Source organism: Solilutibacter silvestris (assembly GCF_050574925.1).
GTDB lineage: Bacteria > Pseudomonadota > Gammaproteobacteria > Xanthomonadales > Xanthomonadaceae > Solilutibacter > Solilutibacter silvestris_A.
Genome location: NZ_JBCMOO010000002.1, coordinates 523,678 through 546,691, shown reverse-complemented (window position 1 = coordinate 546,691; position 23,014 = coordinate 523,678). Strand labels below are relative to the sequence as shown.

At 66.5% G+C, this 23,014-nt stretch carries 21 protein-coding genes; 5 read left to right on the top strand and 16 right to left on the bottom strand.

Annotated features, from left to right (window positions below):
• Positions 1-10: 10 nt before the first annotated feature.
• Positions 11-589: a ribosome biogenesis factor YjgA gene (yjgA, locus tag ABE093_RS03110; protein WP_430759381.1), complete on the bottom strand. Its 579-nt coding sequence runs from the start codon at positions 587-589 to the stop codon at positions 11-13.
• Positions 590-640: 51 nt separating this feature from the next.
• Between yjgA and pmbA the strand changes: the two genes are divergently transcribed.
• From pmbA to ABE093_RS03085, 5 genes are all read left to right on the top strand, one after another.
• Positions 641-1,993, top strand: a complete 1,353-nt coding sequence (gene pmbA, locus ABE093_RS03105; RefSeq protein ID WP_430760072.1) for a metalloprotease PmbA — start codon at positions 641-643, stop codon at positions 1,991-1,993.
• Positions 1,994-2,061: 68 nt separating this feature from the next.
• Entirely contained in the window at positions 2,062-2,442 is a 381-nt protein-coding gene (locus ABE093_RS03100) for a DUF4870 domain-containing protein (protein ID WP_430759380.1), read from the top strand.
• Positions 2,443-2,523: 81 nt separating this feature from the next.
• Positions 2,524-3,930 carry a DUF1800 domain-containing protein gene (locus tag ABE093_RS03095; RefSeq protein ID WP_430759379.1) on the top strand — a complete coding sequence of 469 codons (1,407 nt, stop codon included), beginning with the start codon at positions 2,524-2,526 and terminating at the stop codon, positions 3,928-3,930.
• A gap of 28 nt (positions 3,931-3,958) precedes the next feature.
• The gene (locus ABE093_RS03090) at positions 3,959-5,086 is read left to right on the top strand and encodes a DUF1501 domain-containing protein (protein ID WP_430759378.1); all 1,128 of its coding nucleotides are present in this window, start codon (positions 3,959-3,961) and stop codon (positions 5,084-5,086) included.
• 95 nt (positions 5,087-5,181) lie between these two features.
• Entirely contained in the window at positions 5,182-5,622 is a 441-nt protein-coding gene (locus tag ABE093_RS03085) for a DUF4870 domain-containing protein (protein ID WP_430759377.1), read from the top strand.
• A 10-nt stretch (positions 5,623-5,632) separates the two neighbouring features.
• Here the strand turns inward: ABE093_RS03085 and ABE093_RS03080 are convergent, their stop codons facing one another.
• From ABE093_RS03080 to ABE093_RS03010, 15 genes are all read right to left on the bottom strand, one after another.
• On the bottom strand, positions 5,633-6,517 hold the full coding sequence (locus tag ABE093_RS03080) for a polyprenyl synthetase family protein (RefSeq protein ID WP_430759376.1): 885 nt from the start codon (positions 6,515-6,517) through the stop codon (positions 5,633-5,635).
• A complete protein-coding gene (locus tag ABE093_RS03075) occupies positions 6,510-6,794 on the bottom strand; it encodes an exodeoxyribonuclease VII small subunit (RefSeq protein ID WP_430759375.1) in 285 nt (94 codons plus the stop codon). Before ABE093_RS03075 ends, ABE093_RS03080 begins: the two co-directional genes overlap by 8 nt.
• A gap of 9 nt (positions 6,795-6,803) precedes the next feature.
• A complete protein-coding gene (gene tilS, locus ABE093_RS03070; protein ID WP_430759374.1) occupies positions 6,804-8,081 on the bottom strand; it encodes a tRNA lysidine(34) synthetase TilS in 1,278 nt (425 codons plus the stop codon).
• Positions 8,078-8,368, bottom strand: coding sequence for a hypothetical protein (locus tag ABE093_RS03065; protein WP_430759373.1), 291 nt, complete (start codon positions 8,366-8,368; stop codon positions 8,078-8,080). The genes tilS and ABE093_RS03065 overlap by 4 nt, the downstream gene beginning before the upstream one ends.
• Before the next feature lie 73 nt (positions 8,369-8,441).
• On the bottom strand, positions 8,442-9,401 hold the full coding sequence (locus ABE093_RS03060; protein ID WP_430759372.1) for an acetyl-CoA carboxylase carboxyltransferase subunit alpha: 960 nt from the start codon (positions 9,399-9,401) through the stop codon (positions 8,442-8,444).
• Positions 9,402-9,481: 80 nt separating this feature from the next.
• Positions 9,482-13,021, bottom strand: a complete 3,540-nt coding sequence (gene dnaE, locus ABE093_RS03055) for a DNA polymerase III subunit alpha (protein ID WP_430759371.1) — start codon at positions 13,019-13,021, stop codon at positions 9,482-9,484.
• 100 nt (positions 13,022-13,121) lie between these two features.
• The gene (locus ABE093_RS03050; protein WP_430759370.1) at positions 13,122-13,742 is read right to left on the bottom strand and encodes a ribonuclease HII; all 621 of its coding nucleotides are present in this window, start codon (positions 13,740-13,742) and stop codon (positions 13,122-13,124) included.
• Entirely contained in the window at positions 13,739-14,914 is a 1,176-nt protein-coding gene (gene lpxB, locus ABE093_RS03045) for a lipid-A-disaccharide synthase (RefSeq protein ID WP_430759369.1), read from the bottom strand. The genes ABE093_RS03050 and lpxB overlap by 4 nt, the downstream gene beginning before the upstream one ends.
• On the bottom strand, positions 14,911-15,693 hold the full coding sequence (gene lpxA, locus ABE093_RS03040) for an acyl-ACP--UDP-N-acetylglucosamine O-acyltransferase (RefSeq protein ID WP_430759368.1): 783 nt from the start codon (positions 15,691-15,693) through the stop codon (positions 14,911-14,913). Before lpxA ends, lpxB begins: the two co-directional genes overlap by 4 nt.
• Entirely contained in the window at positions 15,693-16,154 is a 462-nt protein-coding gene (gene fabZ / locus ABE093_RS03035; RefSeq protein WP_430759367.1) for a 3-hydroxyacyl-ACP dehydratase FabZ, read from the bottom strand. The genes lpxA and fabZ overlap by 1 nt, the downstream gene beginning before the upstream one ends.
• Positions 16,151-17,182: a UDP-3-O-(3-hydroxymyristoyl)glucosamine N-acyltransferase gene (gene lpxD / locus ABE093_RS03030; RefSeq protein ID WP_430759366.1), complete on the bottom strand. Its 1,032-nt coding sequence runs from the start codon at positions 17,180-17,182 to the stop codon at positions 16,151-16,153. Before lpxD ends, fabZ begins: the two co-directional genes overlap by 4 nt.
• Positions 17,183-17,198: 16 nt before the next feature.
• The gene (gene bamA / locus ABE093_RS03025) at positions 17,199-19,592 is read right to left on the bottom strand and encodes an outer membrane protein assembly factor BamA (protein WP_430759365.1); all 2,394 of its coding nucleotides are present in this window, start codon (positions 19,590-19,592) and stop codon (positions 17,199-17,201) included.
• A 16-nt stretch (positions 19,593-19,608) separates the two neighbouring features.
• The gene (gene rseP, locus ABE093_RS03020; protein ID WP_430759364.1) at positions 19,609-20,946 is read right to left on the bottom strand and encodes an RIP metalloprotease RseP; all 1,338 of its coding nucleotides are present in this window, start codon (positions 20,944-20,946) and stop codon (positions 19,609-19,611) included.
• Positions 20,943-22,148, bottom strand: coding sequence for a 1-deoxy-D-xylulose-5-phosphate reductoisomerase (gene dxr, locus ABE093_RS03015; RefSeq protein WP_430759363.1), 1,206 nt, complete (start codon positions 22,146-22,148; stop codon positions 20,943-20,945). Before dxr ends, rseP begins: the two co-directional genes overlap by 4 nt.
• Positions 22,145-23,014 (bottom strand): phosphatidate cytidylyltransferase, encoded by an 870-nt coding sequence (locus tag ABE093_RS03010; protein ID WP_430759362.1) that lies wholly within the window; start codon positions 23,012-23,014, stop codon positions 22,145-22,147. Before ABE093_RS03010 ends, dxr begins: the two co-directional genes overlap by 4 nt.

The window sequence follows — 23,014 nt, the reverse complement described above, 5'->3', positions numbered from 1 at the left end:
AACCGCGCGCTCAGGCGTCGCTGGAATCGTCGTCGGCGACGTCGGCATCGAAATCGTGCGACGCGGTGTTGCCGCCCTCGAACGCGCTGCGGATCTCGCGGAACAGTTCGCGGAAGGCGCGCGGCGGCTTGTTGCGCGCGGCCTCGTCCTTGGCGTTGCGCACCAGCTGGCGCAGACGCTGGCGATCGGCGTCCGGATGCGTATCGACGAAAGCCGCCATCGCGTCATCGCCGCCTTCGATCAGGCGCAGGCGCCATTCCTCGGCGCGATGCATGTCGGCGACCTGGCGCTTGGATCCCTCGCTGTGCGCGTCCAGCGCGTCGCGGATCGCATCCAGGGCTTCGTCATCCTGGCGGCGCATCTGCTTGGCGAGAAACGCGATCTGGCGCTTCTTGGCGATGTGCGAGGTGATGCGGCGGGCATCGTTCAAGTGCGGCAGCAGTTCTTCCGGGATCGGCAGCGCCGCCAGCTGGCCACCGGGAAGCCCGGTCAGGGTTTCCGCCAGTTCCAGCACGTCCAGCGCTTCGCGCCGCTGCTGGCTGCGGCTGGCGCCAAGGAATTCACCGGTTTCGGAATCGCGACCGCGCACCACTAATCTCCAGTTTCAAGCCTCAAGGATACGCCATTGAACACGTCCGACCTGTCCATCGCCCATTCCACTGACGACAGTCCGCAACGAATCGAGGCCCTGTCGACGCTGGCGCAGCGGGTGCTGGACCTGTGCAAGAGCAGTGGCGCGACCCAGGCCGAAGTCGATTGCTCGGAATCGCGGGGGCTCAGCACTTCGGTGCGGATGGGCGCGGTGGAGACGGTGGAATCGACCCGCGATCGCGGCGTCTCGCTGACCGTCTATTTCGGCCAGCGCAAGGGTTCGGCCAGCACCGGCGATTTCTCCGAAGCCAGCCTCGCGGCGACGGTCGAGCACGCCTGCACGATTGCTCGTTACACCGAAACCGATCCGGCCGCGGGACTCGCCGATCCCGAGCGGATGGCGCGCGAATTGCGCGAGTTCGACCAGTGGCATCCGCAACATTTCGATGCCGACGCGATGATCGCGCAGGCGCTCGACTGCGAGCAGGCTGGCCGCGATGCCGACGCCCGCATCCGCAATTCCGATGGCTGCTCCAATTCCGCCAGCGAAAGCGTCAGCGTCTATGCCAACTCCCATGGCTTCATGGGCCACGAGCGCGAGACGCAATACAGCCTGTCGTGCGCGTTGATCGCGGGCGAGGGCGACGGCATGCAGCGCGATGGCTGGTACACCGCGGCCCTGCGTTCGGATGCGCTGGAATCGGCGCGGTCGGTGGGCCGGCGCGCAGCGGCGCTCACGGTGGAACGCCTCGATCCGCGCGGACTGCCGACCGGATCCCTGCCGATCGTGTTCGCGCCGGAAGTCGCGCGTTCGCTGGTCGGTCATTTCATCGGCGCGGTTTCGGGTGGCGCGCTGTATCGCCACGCCAGTTTCCTGGTCGACCATGCCGGCAAGCAGGTGTTCCCGGATTGGGTGTCGATGATCGAACAGCCGCACCTGATGGGCGGATTCCGCTCAACGTCGTTCGATGCCGAAGGCACCGCGACGCAGACATCGCCGCTGGTCACCAACGGCGTGTTGCAGCGCTACGTGCTCGGCAGCTATTCGGCGCGCAAGCTGGGCCTGCAGAGCACGGCGAATGCCGGCGGCATCTACAACCTTGACGTCGAGGGGAATGTCGACGACCTCGAGGGCATCATCGCCAACCTGCCGCGCGCGCTGCTGGTCACCGAACTGATGGGGCAGGGCGTGAATACCGTAACCGGCGATTATTCGCGCGGCGCTGCCGGCTATCTGATCGAGAACGGCAAGCGCGTGCACCCGGTCGATGGCGTGACCATCGCCGGCAACCTGCGCGACATGTTCATGGCGGTCGAGGCGATCGGCCGCGATATCGACCCGCGTTCGTCCACCCGCATGGGCTCGCTGCTGGTCGGGCGGATGACCGTCGCCGGCGGCTGAGCCGGCCGGTTGGCCCGGTCATCCGGCTGGCGTACCATCGATCCAAACCAATATCGGGAGGGGTAACGATGGACGAAGAGACGACACAGACAACCGCCGGGGCATCCGGAATCAGCGCCGACGAACGGCAGTGGGGAATGATCGCGCACCTGTCGGCATTGGCAGGGTTGATCGTTCCGTTCGGCCATCTGCTTGGCCCGCTGATCATTTGGATGGTGAAGAAGGACACGATGCCGTTCGTCGATGACCAGGGCAAGGAAGCGTTGAACTTCCAGATCACCCTGTCGATCGCATTGTTCGTCTGCTTCCTGCTGATCTTCGTGGCCATTGGCATCGTGCTGATGCCGCTGGTCGGCCTGGCGGGCCTGATCCTTGCCGTGATCGCCGGCATCAAGGCCAATGAAGGCGTGGCTTACCGCTACCCATTCACCTTGCGCCTGATCAAGTGACAGATTCGTAATGTCGTAGGCGCGCGTCAACCCGCTGGGGCTGGCGCGCGTTCCCGTGGCAGGTACTTCATGAGTCCTGCCATGGCGCAGCCGATCGCTGTAGTCACTGCCGTCAACCGCTTCGGGCTGGGCGCCCGTCCGGGCGAGCTTGGCGATGCCGCGAGCGATCCGCATGGCTGGTTGTTGTCGCAGCTCTCCGCCGGCGCCGAAGTGCTTCCCGATGCCTTGCCGAACAGCCTGGATTATCTGCGCCAGGAAGGCACCGTGCGCGACCTGCGCAAGATGGCGAAGGATTCGAACGGCGACATGATGGCGCAGCAGGCGGCAAAGGACGCCGAGAAAGACCTGCGCCAGCGCATCCGCCAGGAAATCGCGTTGCGGCAACAGGTCGCGGTGGTCACGGCGCGCAGTTTCCCGGAACGCATCGTCCGTTTCTGGTCGAACCACTTCGCGATTTCCACCGACAAGAACATCGCGGCCTCGTTTGCGGCGCCGATGGAGCGCGAGGCGATCCGCCCGCATGCCTTCGGCAAGTTCTCCGATCTCTTGATGGCGATCGAGACGCATCCGGGCATGCTGCTTTATCTCGACAACACGCAATCGATCGGCGTCGATTCCAAGGCGGGCATGCGTGCGCGCAACGCGCCGAACCCGAAGGCGGCGCGCCGCGGCCTCAACGAGAACCTCGCGCGCGAAATCCTCGAATTGCACACGCTGGGCGTCAACGGCGGCTATGCGCAGGGCGACGTGATCGAACTGGCGAAGGCGATCACCGGCTGGAGCCTGCAACGCCCGCAGGACAGCTCAGACACCGGATCACCATTCCGCTTCAACGCCAACACGCACGAGCCCGGCGATCGCCGCGTGCTCGGCAAACGCTATCGGGAAGAGGGCGAGGCACAGGGACGTGCCATTTTGGCGGATCTCGCGCTGCATCCGGCGACCGCGCAACACCTGTCGTTCAAGCTGGCACGGCACTTCGTCGCCGACCAGCCGCCGCCACAGCTGGTGGCCGCGATGGCGAAGGCCTATCTTGCCTCCGGTGGCGATCTTTCGACGCTCTATTCGACGATGGTGAAGCATCCGCTGGCGTGGGCGCCGACCGCGCGCAAGTTCAAGACGCCGCAGGATTTCCTGGTGTCGTCGATGCGCGCGTTGACGCTCGACGGCCAGAAGGATGCCGCGCGCACGCTCGACCTGCAGGCGCGCATGGGCCATCCGGTGTTCCAGCCGCGTTCGCCGGCGGGATTCGCCGACACCGCGGCCGACTGGTCCGGCCCCGATGCGTTGTTCAAGCGCGTGCAGGCGGCGCAGACGCTGGCCGATGCCGCGCCGCAGACCGCGAGCAACGATCCGGTGCAGATGGCGACGCGCGCGCTCGGCGACGGCATGGATGCGGAAACGCTGCTCGCCGTGCGCCGTGCCGAATCGCCGCGCCAGGGCGTCGCCTTGTTGCTGGCCAGTCCGTCCTTCCAGTGGAGAGCCTGAGATGGCCCTGAGCCGACGCCAATTCCTAATGGCAGGCGCCGCCGCATCGCTGGTGGGAACGCTGCCGAAGTTCGCTCTGGCCGCGACCTCGGCGAACGACACCCGCCTGGTGGTGGTGTTGCTGCGCGGCGGCCTCGACGGTCTCCATGCGTTGCCGCGTCCGAACGATTCCGACTACCTGCGCCTGCGCGGCGCACTCGGCGAAGCGGCGATCAAGGACGCCCACGCGATCGATGGCGGTTTCGCCCTGCATCCGTCGCTGACGTTCGCTTCGCAACTGTACGCGGCGAAGGAATTCCTGCCGATCGTCGCGGTGGCGCCGCCGTATCGCGAGCGCTCGCATTTCGAAGCCCAGGACTGCGTCGAGAACGGCACCCAGGGCCCGGGCGGTCGCAGCGGCTGGATGAATCGTTGCGTGCACGAGCTCGGTGGATCGAGCGGCCTGGCGATCACCGCGGTGATGCCGTTGATCATGCGCGGCAACGGTGCCGCGACGACGTGGTCGCCGCCGCTGGCGCATGCGATCGATCCGATCCTGATGCAACGCCTGCAGTTGTTGTATGCGCGCGACCCGATGCTGGGGCCGGCATTCGCGAGGGCCGGCACCGACGAGAACGACAACACCGCCAAGGCCGGCGACAAGCGCGGGCATCTCGCCGATGCACTGGGCGCCGCCGCGCATTTCATGTCGGCCGCCGATGGTCCGCGCATCGCCTTCGTCGAGGACACCGGCTGGGACACGCATTACAACGAAGCCGGCATCCTGCAACGCAAGCTGTTCGAACTGGATTCGGGGTTGCAGGCGTTCAAAAGCAACGGTGACGCGATCTGGCAGCGCACGGCGATCGTGGTCGTCACCGAATTCGGACGCACGGCCGCCGTCAACGGCACCAATGGCACCGATCATGGCACCGGCGGCGTCGCCTTCCTTGCCGGTGGCGCGGTGAATGGCGGGCGCGTGGGTGGGACATGGCCGGGGCTCGCCAATTCGCAACTCAATCAGCAGCGTGACCTGCTCGCCACCAGCGACATGCGCGGACTGTTCAAGGGCGTGCTGGAATCGCACCTGGGCGTGGGCGCGGCCGCCAGCGATGCCCGCGTGTTTCCCGCCAGCGCCGATGTCGCGTCGATGCATGGCCTGATCCGCGCAGCCTGAACACGACGAAAGTCATCCCCACCTCCGTCACTTGTTGCCGGGCAGGGCGATCACCATAGTGATCCCGTCATCCTTTTCTGGTTGGAGTGGTGAAGATGGACACGATCGAACAAGTCGCCGTGCACGATGCCGCCGATCGCCAATGGGCGACGGGCGTGCATGTGGGCGCGTTGCTGGCTGCGTTCTTCACCCACTGGTTCGCCGGCGTGGCCGGTGCGCTGGTGGCGCTGGGCGTGTGGGCGCTGGTGCGCGACCGCCATCCGTTCGCGGCCGAACATGCCAAGGAAGCGCTCAACTTCAACATCACCATGTTCCTCGGCGCCTGTGCCGCGATCCTGATCGGCATCGTGCTGGTGGGCGCCACCGTGGTCACGCTCGGCATCGGCGCGCTGGTCACGATCCCGGCCGGACTGCTGTTGCTGGCCGTGCTCGGGGCAGGTGCGTTGATGTGGCTGGTGTGCTCGATCCTTGCCGCGATCGCGGCATGGGAAGGCAAGCCCTATCGCTATCCGTTCTCGCTGCGGCTGGTGAAGTAACCGCGCAGCTTCAGCGATCGCGCTCGATCACCTGGCGCGCGATCGCACGCAGCGCATCGGCGCGCTGGTCGAAGCCGGCCAGCGCGTCGTTCATTTCGGTCGCAAGTTCGTGCAGGCGTTGCCGCGAGGCATCGATGCCGAGCAGGGCGGGGAAGGTCGATTTCTGCTGTTGCAGGTCCTTGCCCGCGGTCTTGCCGAGCGTGGCGCTGTCGCCTTCGATGTCGAGTAGATCATCGCGAATCTGGAAGGCGAGGCCGAGGGCATCGGCGTAGCGATCAAGCGCCTCGTGTTGCGCATCGTCCGCGCCACCGGCAAATGCGCCCATGCGCACCGCCGCGCGCAGCAACGCGCCGGTCTTGAGCGCATGCAGGCGTTCCAGCTCGGCGATCGACAGTGCGTCGGCGGCGCCGGTCGCCTCGAGGTCGAGCATCTGCCCGCCGCACATGCCGTCGATGCCGGAGGCGTGCGCGAGTTCGCGCAGTTGCTTCACGCAGACATCGGCAGGCACGGCGCCGTAGGCCAGGATGGTGAACGCCAACGATTGCAGGGCGTCGCCAGCGAGGATCGCGGTGGCTTCGTCGAAGGCGACATGCACGGTCGGCTGGCCACGACGGAGGGCGTCGTCGTCCATCGCCGGCAGGTCGTCGTGGACCAGCGAATAGGTGTGGAGCAGTTCCACCGCGACGGCGGCCTGCCGCGCGCGTTCGCCATCTTCACCCAATGCGTGCACCGTCGCATGCACCAGCAATGGCCGGATGCGCTTGCCGCCGGCCTTCACCGCATGACGCATGGCGTCGGCGAGGCGCGTGCTGGCGAAGGTGTCCGAAAGGACGTGGTCGAGATCGGATTCGGTGCGCGCCCGCCAGTCGGCGAGCAGCGCGGCGGGATCAGGCATCACCGGAACGATCCGTCGAGTCATCCGGGAAGGGACGGGCCGATTCCGGTGCATCGAGGTCGCTGAGCAGCCGCACCCGCAACTCGGCCTGTTCCAGCGCCGCCTGGCATTCACGGTAGAGGCCGATGCCGCGCTCGTAGGCGGACAGGGATTCCTCGAGACCGAGATTGCCCTGTTCCATGCGTTCGACCAGCGCTTCGAGCGCGTCGAGCGAGGTCTCGAAGGTGGCGACCGGGGACGGGTCCTGTGGCGACGATGCGGGGGATTTGCGGGCCATGGGTCGAGTTTAGCCGAGATGCCAGCGCAGGCGGGCGCCGCGATCGTGCAGCCAGCCGTGCAGGCGCGCGGAAAGCAATTCGCCCGCGGCGAGGACTTCGTCGCCGTCGACGAGCAGGGGCAGGCGCTCGCGCAGCCAGGGTGGCATGCCGGCCTGCTGCAGGGCGTGCTTGAGCGCGTGCGAATGATCGCGTCCGGGCAGGCGGATGCGCTCGCCACCGCGCCGGGCATGGACGTCGAACGGATGATCGAAGGCTGGCGCGCCGATCAGTTCCAGTCGCGCGCCATCAGGCAGCTGCAGTGGATCGCTGCCATCCCAGTGGGCGCGGAAATCGGGATCCAGGGACGGACGCGAGGTTTCGGCGTGGAGGCGATCGCGCCAACGCAGGATGCGCGCTTGCTGCCAGCGGTATTCGGCTTCGGCGTCGGCGCGCGCGGGCAACAGTTGCCGCTCGATCGCGTCGATGCCGCTGGCGGGCAATGGTGGCAGCCCGGCTTCGGTCACCCAGTGACGCAATACGTCGGCGCGCAACGATGAAGGAAGTCGTTGCAAGGCGGTGGCGTCGAGATCGCCATCGTCGCGGTGACAGGCGAGCAGGGCGATGCGGACGCCATCGGCATCGCGCTCCGTTGTTTCCGCGGCCAGCGTGGCGCTGCGCGCGAAGGATGTCGATGCTTGCGGCCAGCGTTGGCGCAGCAACGGCAGCACTTCGTTGCGCAGGAAATTGCGATCGTAGGTGGCGTTGGCGTTGGAAGGATCCTCGATCCATGCCAATCCGTGTGCATTCGCATACGCAAGAATGTCCGCGCGCGACGTGTCCAGCAGTGGTCGCCACAACCAGCCGTGTTCGTACCGCCGCCACGGACGCATCGCCGACAACCCGTTGGTTCCGGACGCGCGCAGCGCCCGCAGCAGGAAGGTTTCCGCCTGATCGTCACGATGATGGGCGAGCGCCAGCACTTCGCCGTCCTGCAGTTCCGCCGCAAACGCGGCATGGCGTGCGGCGCGGGCAGCGCCTTCCGGCCCGAGTCCGGAATCGCGATCGACTTCGACGCGAATGATGTGCAAAGGAACATCGAACGCCGCGCACATTGCAGCGCAATGTTCCGCCCACGCATCGGCATCGGGATGCAGACCGTGGTGGACGTGGATGGCGCGAAGGCGCGGGGCGATATCACGCAGGCGATGCAGCAGGACCGTGGAGTCGAGGCCGCCGCTGAGGCCGACCACCACCGATGCGGCATCGATGGCGGTCGGTGATGCCGTCAGCGACAGCGTTGCACTCATTCCGTCTCGACGCGAATGCCGCCAACCCAGCCGGCGGCCAGGTTGTAGATGAGCGCCTGGATCAGCCCGCCGATGAAACCGAAAACGCCGTAGAAAATCGGCAGGACGACGATGCCGGCGACGCCACCGAACATGGCGCCAGCGAAGCCATTGCCCTGGTGCGCCATCGCGCCGGCAAACATGCTGCTGAACAGGAAAAGGAACACGCCTGCGATCAGGCCGATCGCGACGCCGATGATGCCGGAGATCTTGCCGGCCGAAACGGGATCAATGCGCTTAATGATCATCTTGTGCAACCTTCCCCGATGGATGCCGGCCGATTGCCGGCACCCGGAGTATAGGTTGGGCTGGCGATGCCGATCAGCCGTTCTCGAACGCCCCGTAGCCGCGCAGGCGCTGGTAGCGGTGTTCCAGCAGCTCGTCGACCGAGAGCGCGTCGAGCGTAGCCAGCTCGTTGAGCAGGATCGCCTTGAGGCGCTTCGCGGTCTGCTGCGGATTGCGCTGCGCACCGCCGATCGGTTCTCGCACGATCTTGTCGATCAGGCCCAGCGCCTTCAGCTTGGGCGCGGTGATCGCCATCTGCTCGGCGGCTTCCTTGGCCTTCGACGCATCCTTCCACAGGATCGCCGCGCAACCTTCCGGCGAGATCACCGAATAGGTGCCGTATTCGAGCATCAAGGTGCGGTCGCCGACGCCGATCGCCAGCGCGCCACCGGAGCCGCCTTCGCCGATGACGGTGCAGATGATCGGCACGCGCAGTTCGGCCATCTCCATCAGGTTGCGGGCGATCGCTTCCGACTGGCCGCGTTCTTCCGCGCCGATGCCGGGGTAGGCGCCGGGGGTGTCGATGAAGGTGAAGATCGGCAGCTGGAAACGCTCGGCCAGCTTCATCAGGCGCAGGGCCTTGCGATAGCCCTCGGGGCGCGGCATGCCGAAATTGCGGCGGACCTTCGACTTGGTGTCGCGGCCCTTCTGGTGGCCGATCACCATCACCGGGCGACCGTCGATGCGGGCCAGGCCGCCGACGATCGCCGCGTCATCGGCGAAGGCGCGGTCACCGGCCAGTTCCTGGAATTCGTCGCAGATCACCTTGACGTAGTCCAGCGTGTACGGGCGCTGCGGGTGGCGCGACATCTGCGAGATTTGCGCCGGGGTGAGGTCGCGGAAGATCACGGCGGTGCGCTGGCGCAGCTTTTCCTGCAGCGCGCGCACTTCGTTGTCGACATTGACCCCCGGGCCGGCGCTGGCCTGGCGCAGTTCCTGGATTTTCGCTTCCAGATCGGCGATGGGTTGCTCGAAATCGAGGTAATTCGGGTTCATGAAGGGTCTGGGTGAAACAAGGAGGACAGTCTAGCGGATGACGATGACAGGGCCGGACGGTGGCGTTCGGAGCAGCTGGATCAGCCGGCGTCGGGCCGGGTCTGCAGCCAGGGCTTGTCTAGGACCAGGGCGACCCCGCGCACGCCCGGCTGGGCCTTGAGCGCGGCGGCCAAGCCGGCGCTGACGCGGATGGCGTTGCTGCCGTCGAGGTCGATGGCGCCACGGGCGCCGTCGCGGAGCATTTCCAGGCGGATCGGGGTGGAGCCGGGGCGGTGTTCGGCGAAGGCCTGGTCGAGCGCCTGCAGCGCGCCGGGCACGCGCATGTCCATGCGCACGGTGAGCTTGCGCGCGGCGTTCGGGCACAGCAGCTCGAAGTCCCAGCAGCGGCGCGCGCGCAGGCTGTAGCCGCCGCTGAATTCGTCTTCGCGCAGTCCGCCTTCGATCACCAGGATGCGGTCGCGGGTGAGCAGCGCGGAATATTCCGTCAGCGCTTCCGAGAAGAACATCACCTCGATGCGGCCAGCGCCGTCTTCCAGGGTCACGAAGGCCTGCGATTCGCCGCGCTTGCGCAGCGCGATCACCTGACCCGCCAGGACCACGGTTTTTTCCGGACGCCAGCCGCGCTTCTCTTCGTTGCTGCGGTTGGCCCAGATCGCGTCGAGGTCGTTGAGGCCGTGGCCGACCAATGCCTTCAACGCATCGCGGTAGGGATCGATGGGGTGGCCGGAGAGATAGGTGCCGAGCGTTTCGCGTTCGCCATCGAGTTTGCGCGACAGCGGCCAGTCGGCGACTTCCGGCAACTCGATGCGCAAGGTCGGCGCGGCGCTACCGCCACCGCCGAACAGCGAATCCTGTCCGGTTTCGCGTTCGCGTGCCTGCTGTTCGGTGGCCTTGAGCGCTTCCGGCAGCTGCGCGAGCAGGCTGGGACGATTGACGCCCAGCGCATCCATCGCGCCAGCGTTGACCAATGCTTCCACCGCGCGACGGTTGAGCTTGGTCATGTCGACGCGCTGGCAGAAATCGAGCATGTCGGTGAACGGGCCGCCACGTTCGCGTTCGTCCGCGATCGCTTCGCAGGCGTTCTGGCCGACGCCCTTCACCGCGCCCAGGCCGTAGCGGACTGTCCTCGCATCCACCGCATCGAACATGTAGCGCGAGGCGTTGACGTCGGGCGGCAACACGGCGAGTCCGATCGTGCGCGCTTCGTCCAAGAAACCGACCACCTTCTCGGTCTTGTCCATGTCGGACGACAGCACCGCGGCCATGAATTCCGCCGGGTAATGCGTCTTCAGCCACGCGGTCTGGTAGCTCACCAATGCGTAGGCGGCGGCGTGCGACTTGTTGAAGCCGTAGCCGGCGAACTTTTCCAGCAGGTCGAAGATCGGGCCCGACACGCGCGATTCGAGGTGGTGATGTTCCTTCGCGCCTTCCTCGAACTTGACGCGTTCCTTCGCCATTTCCTCGGGCTTCTTCTTGCCCATCGCGCGGCGCAGCAGGTCGGCGCCGCCGAGCGAGTAACCGGCAAGGATCTGCGCGGTCTGCATCACCTGTTCCTGGTACACCACCACGCCATAGGTCGGGCTCAGCACCGGCTCCAGCAGGGGATGCGGATACTTCACTTCGGCGCGGCCGTGCTTGCGCTCGATGAAGTCGGGGATCAGGTCCATCGGGCCCGGACGGTACAGCGACACCAGGGCGATCAAGTCGTCGAAACGGTCGGGCAGGGCGCGCTTCAGCAACTCGCGCATGCCGCGCGATTCGAACTGGAACACGGCGACGGTATCGCCGCGTGCGAACAGTTCGTAGGTCTTGGCGTCGTCGAGCGGAAGCTTGGTGATGTCGAGCGGCGTCTCGTCCCTGGGCTTGCGCGCATTGATCGCCTTGACCGCCCAGTCGACGATGGTGAGCGTGCGCAGGCCGAGGAAGTCGAACTTCACCAGGCCGACTGCTTCGACGTCGTCCTTGTCGAACTGCGTCACCGGGTTGCGGCCTTCGCCACCACCGGCGTGTTCCGCGAACAGCGGGCAGAAGTCAGAGAGCGGCGATGGCGAGATCACCACGCCACCGGCGTGCTTGCCGGCGTTGCGTGGAAGATCCTCGAGCTTGAGGGCGAGATCGATCAGGTCGCGGACGTCGTCCTCGGCCTCGTAGCGGCCGATCAGTTCGTCGCTGCGCCAGGCGTCGTCCTTCTGCGCTTTCTCGGTGCGGCCGAGCGCGTCCTCCAGCCCGACGCCGAGCGTCATCGGGATCAGCTTGGCGACGCCGTCGACGAAACCATAGGGGAAGCCGAGCACGCGGCCGGTATCGCGCACCACGGCCTTCGCCGCCATGGTGCCGTAGGTGATGATCTGGCTGACGCGATCGCGACCGTATTTCGCGGCGACGTAATCGATGACTTCGTCGCGGCGATCCATGCAGAAGTCGATGTCGAAGTCGGGCATCGACACGCGTTCCGGATTGAGGAAGCGCTCGAACAGCAGGTCGTAGGGAATCGGATCGAGATCGGTGATGCCCAGCGACCACGCCACCAGCGAACCGGCGCCGGAACCGCGACCGGGTCCGACGGGAATGCCGTGATCCTTGGCCCAGTTGATGAAGTCGGCCACGATCAGGAAGTAGCCGGGGAAGCCCATCTTGATGATGACGTCGAGTTCGCGATCGAGGCGCTCGCGATAGCTCGCCGCATCATGTCCTTCGGCGGGCGCCTGCTGTTCGAGGCGCGCGCGCAGGCCGGCATGCGACTGGCCGCGGATCCAGCTGTCCAGTGTTTCGTCGGACGGCACCGGGAATGCCGGCAGGTAATAGGTGCCGAGGCGCAGTTCGAGGTTGCAGCATTCGGCGATGGCGAAGGCGTTGTCGATCGCGTCGGGAATGTCGGCGAACAGTTCAGCCATCGCCTCACCGGATTTCAGCGACTGTTCCGGCGAATACAGGCGCGGGCGCTTGGGATCGTCGAGCACGCGGCCGGTGGCGATGCAGACGCGCGCTTCGTGGGCGTCGAAATCTTCGCTGTCGAGGAAGCGCACGTCGTTGCTGGCGACGACCGGGATCGAATGCTGTCCGGACAGATGCAATGCGTAGGCGTTGAACGCGTCCTCGTGCGGGCGCTGGGTACGCGCCAACGCGAGATTCAATCGATCGCCGAACAACCGTTGCAGGCGTTCGACTTCGGCCTGTGCGTGTTCGTCGCGACCGCCGAGCAGCGCCGCGCCGATCGAGGAATCGCGTCCCGCCAGCGCGAACAGGCCGGAGAGGTTTTCGTCATCCAGCCATGCGCTGTCGATGCCGACGCCATCCTGACGATGGCCATGCATCCATGCGCGCGTCAGCAGGCGCGACAGCGCGAGATAGCCGTCGTGGTCGCGACAGAGGAGGGTGAGCTGGCTGCTGGCGCCCTCGGGATCGACAACCGTGAGGTCGGCGCCGGCGATCGGCTTGAGGCCGGCGCCCTCGGCCAGCTTGTAGAACTTCACCAGCGCGAACAGGTTGTTGCGGTCGGTGATCGCCACCGCGGGCAGGCCGAGTTCCACGCAGCGCCGCACCAGTCCGTCGAGGCGGATGGTGGAATCGACCAGCGAATACTCGCTATGCAGCTGCAGATGGGCGAAACGGGCCGACATGCGCTCCCAGTGGCGCAGGCGCGCCGAGATCAGGGATCAGGGTAGGGTCGCGGACGGGTCGGGACAAGGCTTGACATGGGCCGGATCGCGGGGCGCCGGCTCAGAGGAGTTGGCCCTGCACGATCAGCGTCTCGCGGACCGGTGCGAAACTGCGGCGGTGCTGCGGGCAGGGCCCGTGCTGGCGCAGGGCCGCGAGATGCTGCGGGCTGCCGTAGCCCTTGTGGCCATCGAAGCCGTACTCGGGGTATTGGCGGTGGAGATCGGCCATCAGGCGGTCGCGGGTGACCTTGGCCAGGATCGATGCCGCCATGATCGACCGGCAGCGGGCGTCGCCGCCGATCCATGCCTCGGCCGGGCAAGGCAGGCCCTTGGGCAGGGCGTTGCCGTCGATGCGCGCGATATCGCAATGAGCGGCCACCGCTTCCAGCGCGCGGCGCATGCCGGCCATGGTCGCCTGGTAGATGTTGATGCGGTCGATCTCCTCGACCTCGACCTCGATCACGCTCCAGGCCAGCGCGCGTTCGATGATGCGCGGATAGAGCGCCTCGCGGCGATTGGCACTGAGCTGCTTGGAGTCGTCGAGGCCGTTCACCGGCGTGCGTCCCGGCGGAAAGACGACCGCGGCAACCACCAGCGGGCCGGCGAGCGGGCCGCGACCGGCTTCGTCCACGCCGGCAATGCGCAGCATTGAATCGGATTCGGACGAGGATTGCGCGCTCATGCCGCCGGCGACGGCGCGCGTTGCGCGATCAAGTCGGAAATCGCCTGCGCTGCCTGCGTTGATGCGTCGCGGCGCAATTCGTCGTGGATGCGAACGAATTCCGGTTCGATCGCGGCGAATGCCTGCGGATCGCGCAGCCAGCGCAACAGTTCGCCGGAGAGGCGTTCCGGCGTGCAATCGTCCTGCAGGCATTCCGGGACCAGTTCGCGATTGGCGAGGATGTTGGGCAGGCTGACGAAGCGCGATTTCAGCAGGCCGAACATCCTGACGATGCGATAGGTGGTCGGCGAGATGCGATGGCCGATCACCATCGGCCGTTTCGCCAGCATCGCTTCCAGCGCGGCGGTGCCTGATGCCAGCAGCACGACGTCACTGGCGACCATCGCCTGCTGTGCCTGCCCGTCGAGGATGCTTGCGCGCGCATGCGCCAGCGGCGTCTGTTGCAATCGGGATTCGATCGCGCGCCGGCACTGTTCGTCCGCTGCCGGAATCAGGACTTCGAGATTGTCGATCTGCTTGCCGACGCGATCCGCGGTTTCCAGGAATGTCGGCAACATCCGCGCGATTTCGCCCATGCGCGATCCCGGCAACAACGCCAGCACCGGACCATTGCTGGTGATGCCGAGCGCGTGCCGTGCAGCAGCGCGATCCGGTTGCAGCGGCATCGAATCGGCCGACGGATGACCGATGAAGCGTGCATCGACACCATGCTTGGCGTAAATCGGCGGTTCCATCGGGAACAGGCAGAGCACGCGATCGGCGCTCTCGCCGATCTTCTCGGCGCGCTCCTCGCGCCAGGCCCAGATCGAAGGACTGACGTCGTGCACGGTGCGCACGCCGCGCGCCTTCAGCCATTTCTCCACGCCGAGGTTGAAGTCGGGGGCATCGATGCCGATGAAGACATCGGGTTTCCAGTCGAGCACGCGTTGGCGGAAGTCGCGGCGCAGGCGCAGCAATCGCGGCAGGTGGCGCAGCACTTCGGCCAGGCCCATCACGCTGAGTTCGGAAGCGTCCCACCACGACGTGACGCCGGCGGCGCGCATCTTCGGTCCGGCGATGCCGGCGAATTCCACATCGGGGAAACGTTCGCGCAAGGCGCGCACGAGGTCGGCGCCGAGCAGGTCGCCCGAGGCCTCGCCGGCGCACAGGGCGATGCGCAGCGGCGTGTTCATCGCAACAGCGGTCGCTCGCCGCGTTCGATGAAGTCGAGGAAGGCGCGGACGTCTTCGCTGCCGGCGGCGATCTCCGCCAGTTCGACCTTCGCTTCGTCGAGTTTCGTCTCGCCCATGTAGAGCGTGCGGTAGGCGCGCTTGATCGCGGCGATCCGCGTCGCATCGAAGCCGCGTCGCTTGAGGCCTTCGCTGTTGATGCCGCGCGCGCGGGCGTATTTTTCCTGCGCCACCATCAGGAACGGTGGCACGTCGCCATTGACGAAGGCGCCCATGCCGATGAAGGCGTGGGCGCCGATGCGGCAGAACTGGTGGACGCCGGCGAAGCCGCTGAGGATCACCTGGTCGCCGACCACGACATGGCCGGCGAGGGTGGCGTTGTTGGAGAACACGCAGCCATTGCCGACGATGCAGTCGTGGGCGATGTGCACGTAGGCGAGCAGCCAGTTGTCGTCGCCGATGCGGGTGATGCTGCCGCCGTCGCCGGTGCCGCGGTTGATCGTGACGAATTCGCGGATGGTGTTGCGGTCGCCGATTTCGAGCGTGGTGTGTTCACCGTGGTATTTCTTGTCCTGCGGGTCGCCGCCGATCGCGGCGTGGCCGACGATGCGGTTGTCGCGACCGATGCGGGTGGTGCCGGTGACGCTGCAGTGCGATCCGATCCAGGTGCCGTCGCCGATCTCCACGTCCGCGCCGATCACGGTGAACGCGCCGATGCGCACGTTCGCGCCGATGCGGGCGCCGGGATCGATCTGCGCGCTGGGGTGGATCTCGCTCGCCATCAGTCGGCCTTGACCTCGGCGCAAAGGATTTCGGCACAGGCGACCTGTTCGCCATCGACGCGGGCGATGCCGGTGAAGAGTGTCATGTTGCGGATGACGCGCTTGATCGAGACATCGAGTTCGAGGCGATCGCCCGGCACGACCATTCGCGAGAACTTGGCGTCGTCGACCTTGACCAGATAGGAAATCATGTCCTTGTCGGGTGCGGTGTCGCGCGAGAGATAGCCGAGCAACCCGCCGGCCTGCGCCATCGCTTCGATCACCAGCACGCCGGGCATCACCGGGTGGCCGGGGAAGTGGCCCTGGAAGAATTGTTCGTTGGTGCTGACGTTCTTGTAGGCGAGGATGCGCTTGCCAGGTTCGAACTCCGTCACTCGATCGACCAGCAGGAACGGGTAGCGGTGCGGAAGCAGTTTCTGGATTCCGACCGCGTCGATCGGCAGTTGCAGGGTGTTGCTCATGAATTCTCCTTGTCCTGGCCGTTCACCTTGCGGGCCAGCGCATCCAGTTGCCGGAAGCGGGCCGCCGAGCGGCGCCACTGCCTATTTTCCATCATCGGGGTCCCCGAGGAATACTCGCCCGGCTCATGGATGGAATGGGTGACCAGCGTCATCGCGGTCACGGTGACCTTGTCGCACAGCTCGATGTGGCCAACGATGCCGGCCGCGCCGCCGATCAGGCAGTAGCGGCCGATGCGCGCGCTGCCGGCGACCGCCACGCAGCCCGCCATCGCGGTATGCGCGCCGACGCGCACGTTGTGGCCGATCTGGATCTGGTTGTCGAGGCGCACGTCCTCTTCCAGCACGGTGTCGTCGAGCGCGCCGCGATCGATGGTGGTGTTGGCGCCGATCTCGCAATCGTCGCCGATCGCCACGCCGCCGAGTTGCGGCACGTTGAGCCAGCGTCCGGCCTCCATCGCCAGGCCGAAGCCGGCGGCGCCGAGCACGGCGCCGGGATGGATGCGCACGTTGCGACCGAGGCGCACGCGCGTGACCAGGGTGACGCGCGCGACCAGCTCGCAGCCGGCACCGACGACGCAGTCTTCGCCGATCACGCAACCGGGGCCGATCACCGCGCCTGCCTCGATGCGGCTGCGCGCGCCGATGCTCACGAACGGGCCGATGGAAGCGGATGGATCGACCACCGCATCGGCGGCAATCGCCGCGCTCGGATGGGCACCGGCGGGATGCGTTTCGCGCGCTTCGAACAGCGCCGAAATCTTCGCGAACGCGGAGTAGGGATCGCGTGCGACCAATGCCGGCATGGTCGCGGCATCGGCATCTTCCGCGCGCACGATCACCGCAGCGGCCTTGCTCTCCACAAGCTGCCCGCGATAGCGCGGATTGGCGAGGAAGGCGAGTTGTCCGCCGCCGGCCGATGCCAGGGTGGCGACGCCGTGGATCAGGACGGTCGGATCGTCGCCGCGCAACTCCAGGCCGAAGCGTTGCGACAACTCCGCAAGCGTGAACCCCGTGGCTGTGTCCCCCACCTCCGCACCGTCTTCGTCAGAAGGTGCCGGAGAAGGTGAACTGCAGGCGTTCGATCTGGTCCTTCAACTGGCCGGGCTTGTCGGCGCGCTGGTAGCGCAACGGATAGGCATAGCTGATCGAGATCGGGCCCATCGGCGAGCGCCACATCAGCGCGATACCGGTGGACGCGCGCAGTTCCGAGGTCTTGAAGGCGGCGCGGTCCTTGAACACGTTGCCGAAGTCGAGGAAGGCCGACAGGCGTGCCGACGGCGAATCGATGATGCGCGGGAAGAACGTTTCCAGCGTGCCGACGGTCTTGAACGAACCGCCCATCGGCTGCGGATAGCTGTAGAAGTCCGAAGTCGCCTGCGGACCCAGCGAGTTGTCGACGAAGCCGCGGACGCGACCGCCCGACGACACGCCGCCCGCGTAGTAGTTCTCGAAGAACGGCAGGCCGCGCGAATTGACGATGCGGCCATCCGGCAGGGTGGTGGTGCGGATGGCGCCGTAGGAGTTGCCGTAGCCGACGTCGCCGACGGCGTTCAGCACCAGCCAAGAGCTCAACGGCCAGTACTTGGAGACGGTGTATTCCATCGTGTAGTACTTGGCGGTGGAACCCGGCAGCGTCGCTTCCAGCGACAGGCGCTGCAGCATGCCGACGCTGGGCTGCAGGGCATCGTTGCGGGTATCGCGGCCGAACGCCACGCGCGCGCGCGCCGCCTTGAAGGTCATGTGGCCGATCGCGTTGATGTAGTCCCAGATCGGCTGCGGGGTGTAGATGTTCGCGCTGATCTTCTTGCGATCGACGCCGAGCATGAACGACACCGAATCCCATTCCGTGATCGGCAGGCCGAGCACCATCTGCGCCGCGCCCTGGCTGGACGAATAGTTGGCGACGTTGGCGTCGGCGTAGTTGGTGTCGCTGTAATAGACGTTGTAGCCCAGCGAGACGCCGTTCTTGGTGAAGTACGGGTTGAGGAAGTTGAAGGAGATCTGCTTCTGGTAGGCGCTGCGCTGCAGGGCGATGGTGAGCTGGTTGCCGCTGCCGAGGAAGTTGCGCTCGGAGATGCTGCCGTTGAGCATCACGCCGCCCAACTGCGAGTAGCCGACGCCGAAGCTCAGCGTGCCCGAGTTGGTTTCCTTGACGTTCACCGCCAGGTCGACCTGGTCGGGGGCGCCCGCCACCGGCTGCGATTCGATGTCCACCTTCTCGAAGTAGCCGAGCTGCTGCAGGCGGATCTTGGAGCGGTCGATCGCCGCCTGCGAGTACCACGCGCCTTCGAACTGGCGCATTTCGCGGCGAAGCACGTCGTCGGCGGTGCGGTTGTTGCCCTTGAACACGATGCGGCGCACGTTGACGCGCGGACCCGGCTGCACCTGCATGTCGAGCGCGACCGTGCGCGCCTCGCGATCCACCGTCGGGTTGGGGACGACCTGGGCGTTGGCGTAGCCGATGTTGCTCAGCATCGCCGTCACCGAATCGGTGGCCGCTTCCATCGCGCGCCGCGAGAAGACGTAGCCCGGCTTGATGAAGGCGTCGAACTGCTTCTGGATGGTTTCCTTGGACAGGATGGTGTCGCCGCTGATGGTCAGCGCCGATACCTTGTACTGCTCGCCCTCGGTCAGGCCGGCGGTGATGAACATCGCGCGCTTGTCGGGGCTGATCGTGACCTGGGTATTGTCCTGGCTGACGTCGGCGTCGATGTAACCGCGGTCGAGGTAGTAGGACTGCAGCTTCTCGACGTCGCCGGAGAGCTTTTCCTTCGAGTACTGGTCGTCGCGGCTGTACCAGCTGCTCCAGTTGGTGGTCTGCGATTCCCAGCCACGCATCAACTGCTTGTCGGTGAACTTCTCGTTGCCGATGATGTTGATGTGCTTGATCTTGGCAGCCTTGCCTTCCTTGATCGCGATGGCGACGTCGACGCGGTTGCGGTCGAGCTTGGTCACCGACGGCGTCACCTGGACGTTGTACTTGCCGCGATTGTTGTACTGGCGGGTCAGTTCCTGCGACACGCGGTCGAGGCTCATCGGATCGAAGGTGTCGCCTTCGGTCAGGCCGATTTCCTTCAGCGGCTTCTTGAGGTCGTCGTCCTTGATGTCCTTGTTGCCGGTGACGGTGACCTTGTTGATGGCCGGGCGTTCTTCCACCGACACCACCAGGATGTCGCCCTGGCGATCGAGCTTGACGTCGCTGAAGAAGCCGGTCTTGTAGAGCGCGCGGATCGCCTGTTCAGCCTTGGCCTGGTCCAGCATGTCGCCGCGTTCCACCGCCAGGTAGGTGAATACGGTGCCGGGAGCGATGCGCTGCAAGCCGTCCACGCGGATGTCCGACACCCGGAAGGGCTCGACGATGGACTGCGCCCAGGTGGGCGTGGCCAGGGCGGCGGCCAGGGCGAGGGCAAGCAGGTGACGGCTGGGGTTTCGCATCATCGAATCCGGTGGGGGGCTAGTGGAACTGGCCAAAGAGGTCATTGTAGAACGCCAGGCCCATCAGGCCGAGGATCATCATCAGCCCGATCGATTGGCTGATGGCGAGGGCGCGCTCGCCCAGGGGGCGGCCGCGCACGGCTTCGACGGCGTACATGGCGAGGTGGCCGCCGTCGAGGATCGGGATGGGCAGCAGGTTGAGCACGCCCAGGCTGAGCGACATCAGGGCGAGGAAGCGCAGGAAGTAGGCCGGGCCCATCTGGGCCGAGGCATTGGCGATCTTCGCGATCGTGACCGGGCCGGACACCGATTCGCGCGAGGCCTGGCCACGGATCATGCGACCGATCATGGTCACCGAATCGTGGAGCAGGGCGCCTGTCTCGTGGATGGCCGCGGGCACCGCCTGCAGCGGGCCAAGGCGGCGCACGGTGTCGTAGGGGGGATTGTCGTCCTGCTGCGGCCCGATCCCGATGACCCGGGCGCCGTCCTGCACGATGGGCGCGATGGCCATGTCCAGCGTCTTGCCGGCGCGCTCGACCACCAGCTGGACCGGCGCGCCCGGCTCCGTTTTCTGCACCAGGGGACGAATGTCCCCGAAGTCGGTGATCCGGCTGCCGTTGACGCTGAGAATGCGATCGCCGGGCTGCACATGGCCGACGGCGGCACTGCCGGCCGCGACGTCCCCCACGATCGGAGGCGCGGGCGGTCGCTTGGCGGCCATGCCCATGTCATCCATCAACTCGAGTTCGTTGATGCGCGCGGGCAACTGGTCGAGTCGCAGGGCGTGGGTGGATTCGCGGCCATCGGCACCGCGGACATCGACCGTCGCGACTTGGTGGGCGATGGCGCGGCGGGCCAAGGCCGGCAGGGCGTCGTTCCAGGTCGGGATGTCTTCGCCGTCGATGCGCAGGATGCGATCGCCAGGCTGGATGCCGGCCGCGGCGGTGAGGCCTTTGACTTGGCCGATCACCGGCGCGTAGTCGGGACGGCCGATCACCAGCATGCCCCAGAGCAGGGCCACGCACAGCACGATGTTGAAGACGGGACCTGCGGCGACGATCAGCATGCGCTGCCAGATCGGCTTGCGATTGAATGCCTGGTCGAGTTCTTCCGGGGCGACGTCGGCTTCGCGCTCGTCGAGGAATTTCACGTAACCACCGAGCGGAATTCCGCCGATGGCATATTCGGTGCCGTCGCGACCGATGCGCGACCAGATCGGCTTGCCGAATCCCACCGAGAAGCGCAGCACTTTCACGCCGAAGTGGCGGCCGACCCAGAAGTGGCCGAATTCGTGGAAGGTGACCAACACCCCGAGGGTGATGAGCAGCCACCACAACGATCCGAAGAAACCATTCATGCGTGCGGGGTGGCTCGGGGGAGATGACGGGACAGCAGGCGCTCACCCACCGTGCGTGCCTCGCGATCGGCGTCGCGCAGCACGTCCAGCGATGTCGCCGCCATGACGGGCAGCATCGCCAGTCCTTCTTCGACCAGCGCGGGAATGTCTAGGAAACGCAATTTCCCCTGAAGAAAGGCTGAAACGGCCAATTCATTCAAGGCGTTGAGCATGGCGGGCGCGGTGCCGCCGGTACGCAACGCCTCGTAGGACAGGCGCAGCGCGGGAAAAGTTTCGAGGTCGGGCGCTTCGAACTGCAGGGTGCCGTGCTGCAGCAGATCGAGCCGATCGACGCCGGAAGCGACGCGCTGGGGCCAGGCCAGGCCGACCGCGAGCGCGGTGCGCATGTCGGGCAGGCCGAGCTGCGCCAGCGTTGATCCGTCCTCGAACTCGACCAGCGAATGCACCAGGCTCTGCGGATGCACCAGCACGCGGATGCGTTCGGCGGGCAGGTTGAACAGGTGGTGGGCTTCGATCACCTCGAGGCCCTTGTTCATGAGGGTGGCGGAATCGACCGAGATCTTCGGGCCCATCGACCACTTGGGGTGCGCCACCGCCTGCGCCGGGGTGACGTCCGCCAGTTCGGCGCGCGTGCGGCCACGGAAGGGGCCACCGGATGCGGTCAGCACGATCGACGACAGGGCGCTGCGATCGCCGTCGACCGGCAGGCACTGGAACACCGCATTGTGTTCGCTGTCGATCGGAACGATGGTGCTGCCGTGTTCGCGAGCGGTCGCCATCAGCAACTCGCCGGCCAGCACCAGCGATTCCTTGTTGGCCAGCAGCAGGCGCTTGCCGGCGCGCGCCGCGGCCAGGGTGGAATCGAGCCCGGCGGCACCGACGATCGCGGCCACCACCACCTCGCAGGCATCGCTGCCGGCAAGCGCGTCGATCGCGGCCATGCCGGCGTGGGCCTGCGTCGCGAGTCCGGCATCGCGCAAACCGTCGCACAGGGCGGCGAAAGCCGATTCGTCGGCGACCACCGCGTGTTCGGGGCGATGGTGGCGGCACAGTTCGATCAGTTCGGCGACGCGGCTGCCGGCGACCAGCACGCTGGCGCGCCATTGCCGAGGATGGCGGGCGATGACGTCGAGCGCGGATGCGCCGATCGATCCGGTCGCGCCGAGTACCGCGACCCGGACGGGGCCGGTGTGCGCGTTCACAGCCCCAGCAATCCTTTCACCAGCGCGAATACCGGCAATGCCGCGAGCACGCTGTCGGCGCGATCGAGGATGCCGCCGTGGCCGGGAATCAGGTCGGAGGAATCCTTGGCGCCGGCGTGGCGCTTGAGCAGGCTCTCGAAGAGATCGCCAACCGCCGAAATCAGGACGGTGATCGCGCAGAGGAGGGCGACCGCGGGCAGCGAGGTGATCGCGATGCCGGTGAAGCTCGCCACGGCCATGCCGACGATCACGCCCAGCAGGAGTCCGCCGGCCAGTCCTTCGATGGTCTTGTTGGGGCTGATGCGCGGCGCCAGCTTGTGCTTGCCGAAGGCGCGTCCGGCGAAATAGGCGCCGGTATCCGCGGCCCAGACCGTCATCAGCGCGACAAGCAGCCAGACGTGGCCTTTCGGGATCAGGCCATGGTCGACCGTACCCTGCGGCGTGCCGTGCAGGACCAGCAGCGCGCACCAGGCGGGGATCACCGCCAGCGTGCCGGCGAGCAGTTTCACCACCCGCGACCAGCTTTCATGGTGGGAGCCGAATTCGTAATTGGCCAGCCACAGCAGGCTCAACAGCCACCAGGCCGCGCCGATCACGATCACGACTTCGAAGAGGGCCGAGGTGCCGCCTTGCGCCGTATGCGAGCCCCAGGCCAGCGCCACCATCATCAACAAATGCAGCGCGACCAGCAGCAGGCGCGACAGGCTGTCCTCGACGCCGGAGAGCTTGAACCATTCCCACAAACCGCCGAGGAACAGCAGCGCGGCGACCACCGCCATCCAGCTGGTGGGCAGGAACAGGACCGCCAGCAGGGCCGCCGGCCCCATCACGAAGGCGGAAATCATGCGGGTACGGGTCGCTGCCAT

What these genes read in the sequence shown, in the direction of transcription:
- ABE093_RS03095 (WP_430759379.1), top strand. Translation starts at nt 2,524, where the DNA reads ATGGCGCAGCCGATCGCTGTAGTCACTGCCGTCAACCGCTTCGGGCTG.
- ABE093_RS03090 (WP_430759378.1), top strand. Translation starts at nt 3,959, where the DNA reads ATGGCAGGCGCCGCCGCATCGCTGGTGGGAACGCTGCCGAAGTTCGCT.
- tilS (WP_430759374.1), bottom strand. Translation starts at nt 8,081, where the DNA reads ATGAGTGCAACGCTGTCGCTGACGGCATCACCGACCGCCATCGATGCC.
- lpxA (WP_430759368.1), bottom strand. Translation starts at nt 15,693, where the DNA reads ATGGCGAGCGAGATCCACCCCAGCGCGCAGATCGATCCCGGCGCCCGC.
- ABE093_RS03010 (WP_430759362.1), bottom strand. Translation starts at nt 23,014, where the DNA reads ATGGCAGCGACCCGTACCCGCATGATTTCCGCCTTCGTGATGGGGCCG.
- ABE093_RS03085 (WP_430759377.1), top strand. Translation starts at nt 5,182, where the DNA reads ATGGACACGATCGAACAAGTCGCCGTGCACGATGCCGCCGATCGCCAA.
- bamA (WP_430759365.1), bottom strand. Translation starts at nt 19,592, where the DNA reads ATGATGCGAAACCCCAGCCGTCACCTGCTTGCCCTCGCCCTGGCCGCC.
- ABE093_RS03080 (WP_430759376.1), bottom strand. Translation starts at nt 6,517, where the DNA reads ATGCCTGATCCCGCCGCGCTGCTCGCCGACTGGCGGGCGCGCACCGAA.
- ABE093_RS03060 (WP_430759372.1), bottom strand. Translation starts at nt 9,401, where the DNA reads ATGAACCCGAATTACCTCGATTTCGAGCAACCCATCGCCGATCTGGAA.
- ABE093_RS03065 (WP_430759373.1), bottom strand. Translation starts at nt 8,368, where the DNA reads ATGATCATTAAGCGCATTGATCCCGTTTCGGCCGGCAAGATCTCCGGC.
- ABE093_RS03075 (WP_430759375.1), bottom strand. Translation starts at nt 6,794, where the DNA reads ATGGCCCGCAAATCCCCCGCATCGTCGCCACAGGACCCGTCCCCGGTC.
- lpxB (WP_430759369.1), bottom strand. Translation starts at nt 14,914, where the DNA reads ATGAACACGCCGCTGCGCATCGCCCTGTGCGCCGGCGAGGCCTCGGGC.
- fabZ (WP_430759367.1), bottom strand. Translation starts at nt 16,154, where the DNA reads ATGAGCAACACCCTGCAACTGCCGATCGACGCGGTCGGAATCCAGAAA.
- ABE093_RS03050 (WP_430759370.1), bottom strand. Translation starts at nt 13,742, where the DNA reads ATGAGCGCGCAATCCTCGTCCGAATCCGATTCAATGCTGCGCATTGCC.
- ABE093_RS03100 (WP_430759380.1), top strand. Translation starts at nt 2,062, where the DNA reads ATGGACGAAGAGACGACACAGACAACCGCCGGGGCATCCGGAATCAGC.
- rseP (WP_430759364.1), bottom strand. Translation starts at nt 20,946, where the DNA reads ATGAATGGTTTCTTCGGATCGTTGTGGTGGCTGCTCATCACCCTCGGG.
- dnaE (WP_430759371.1), bottom strand. Translation starts at nt 13,021, where the DNA reads ATGTCGGCCCGTTTCGCCCATCTGCAGCTGCATAGCGAGTATTCGCTG.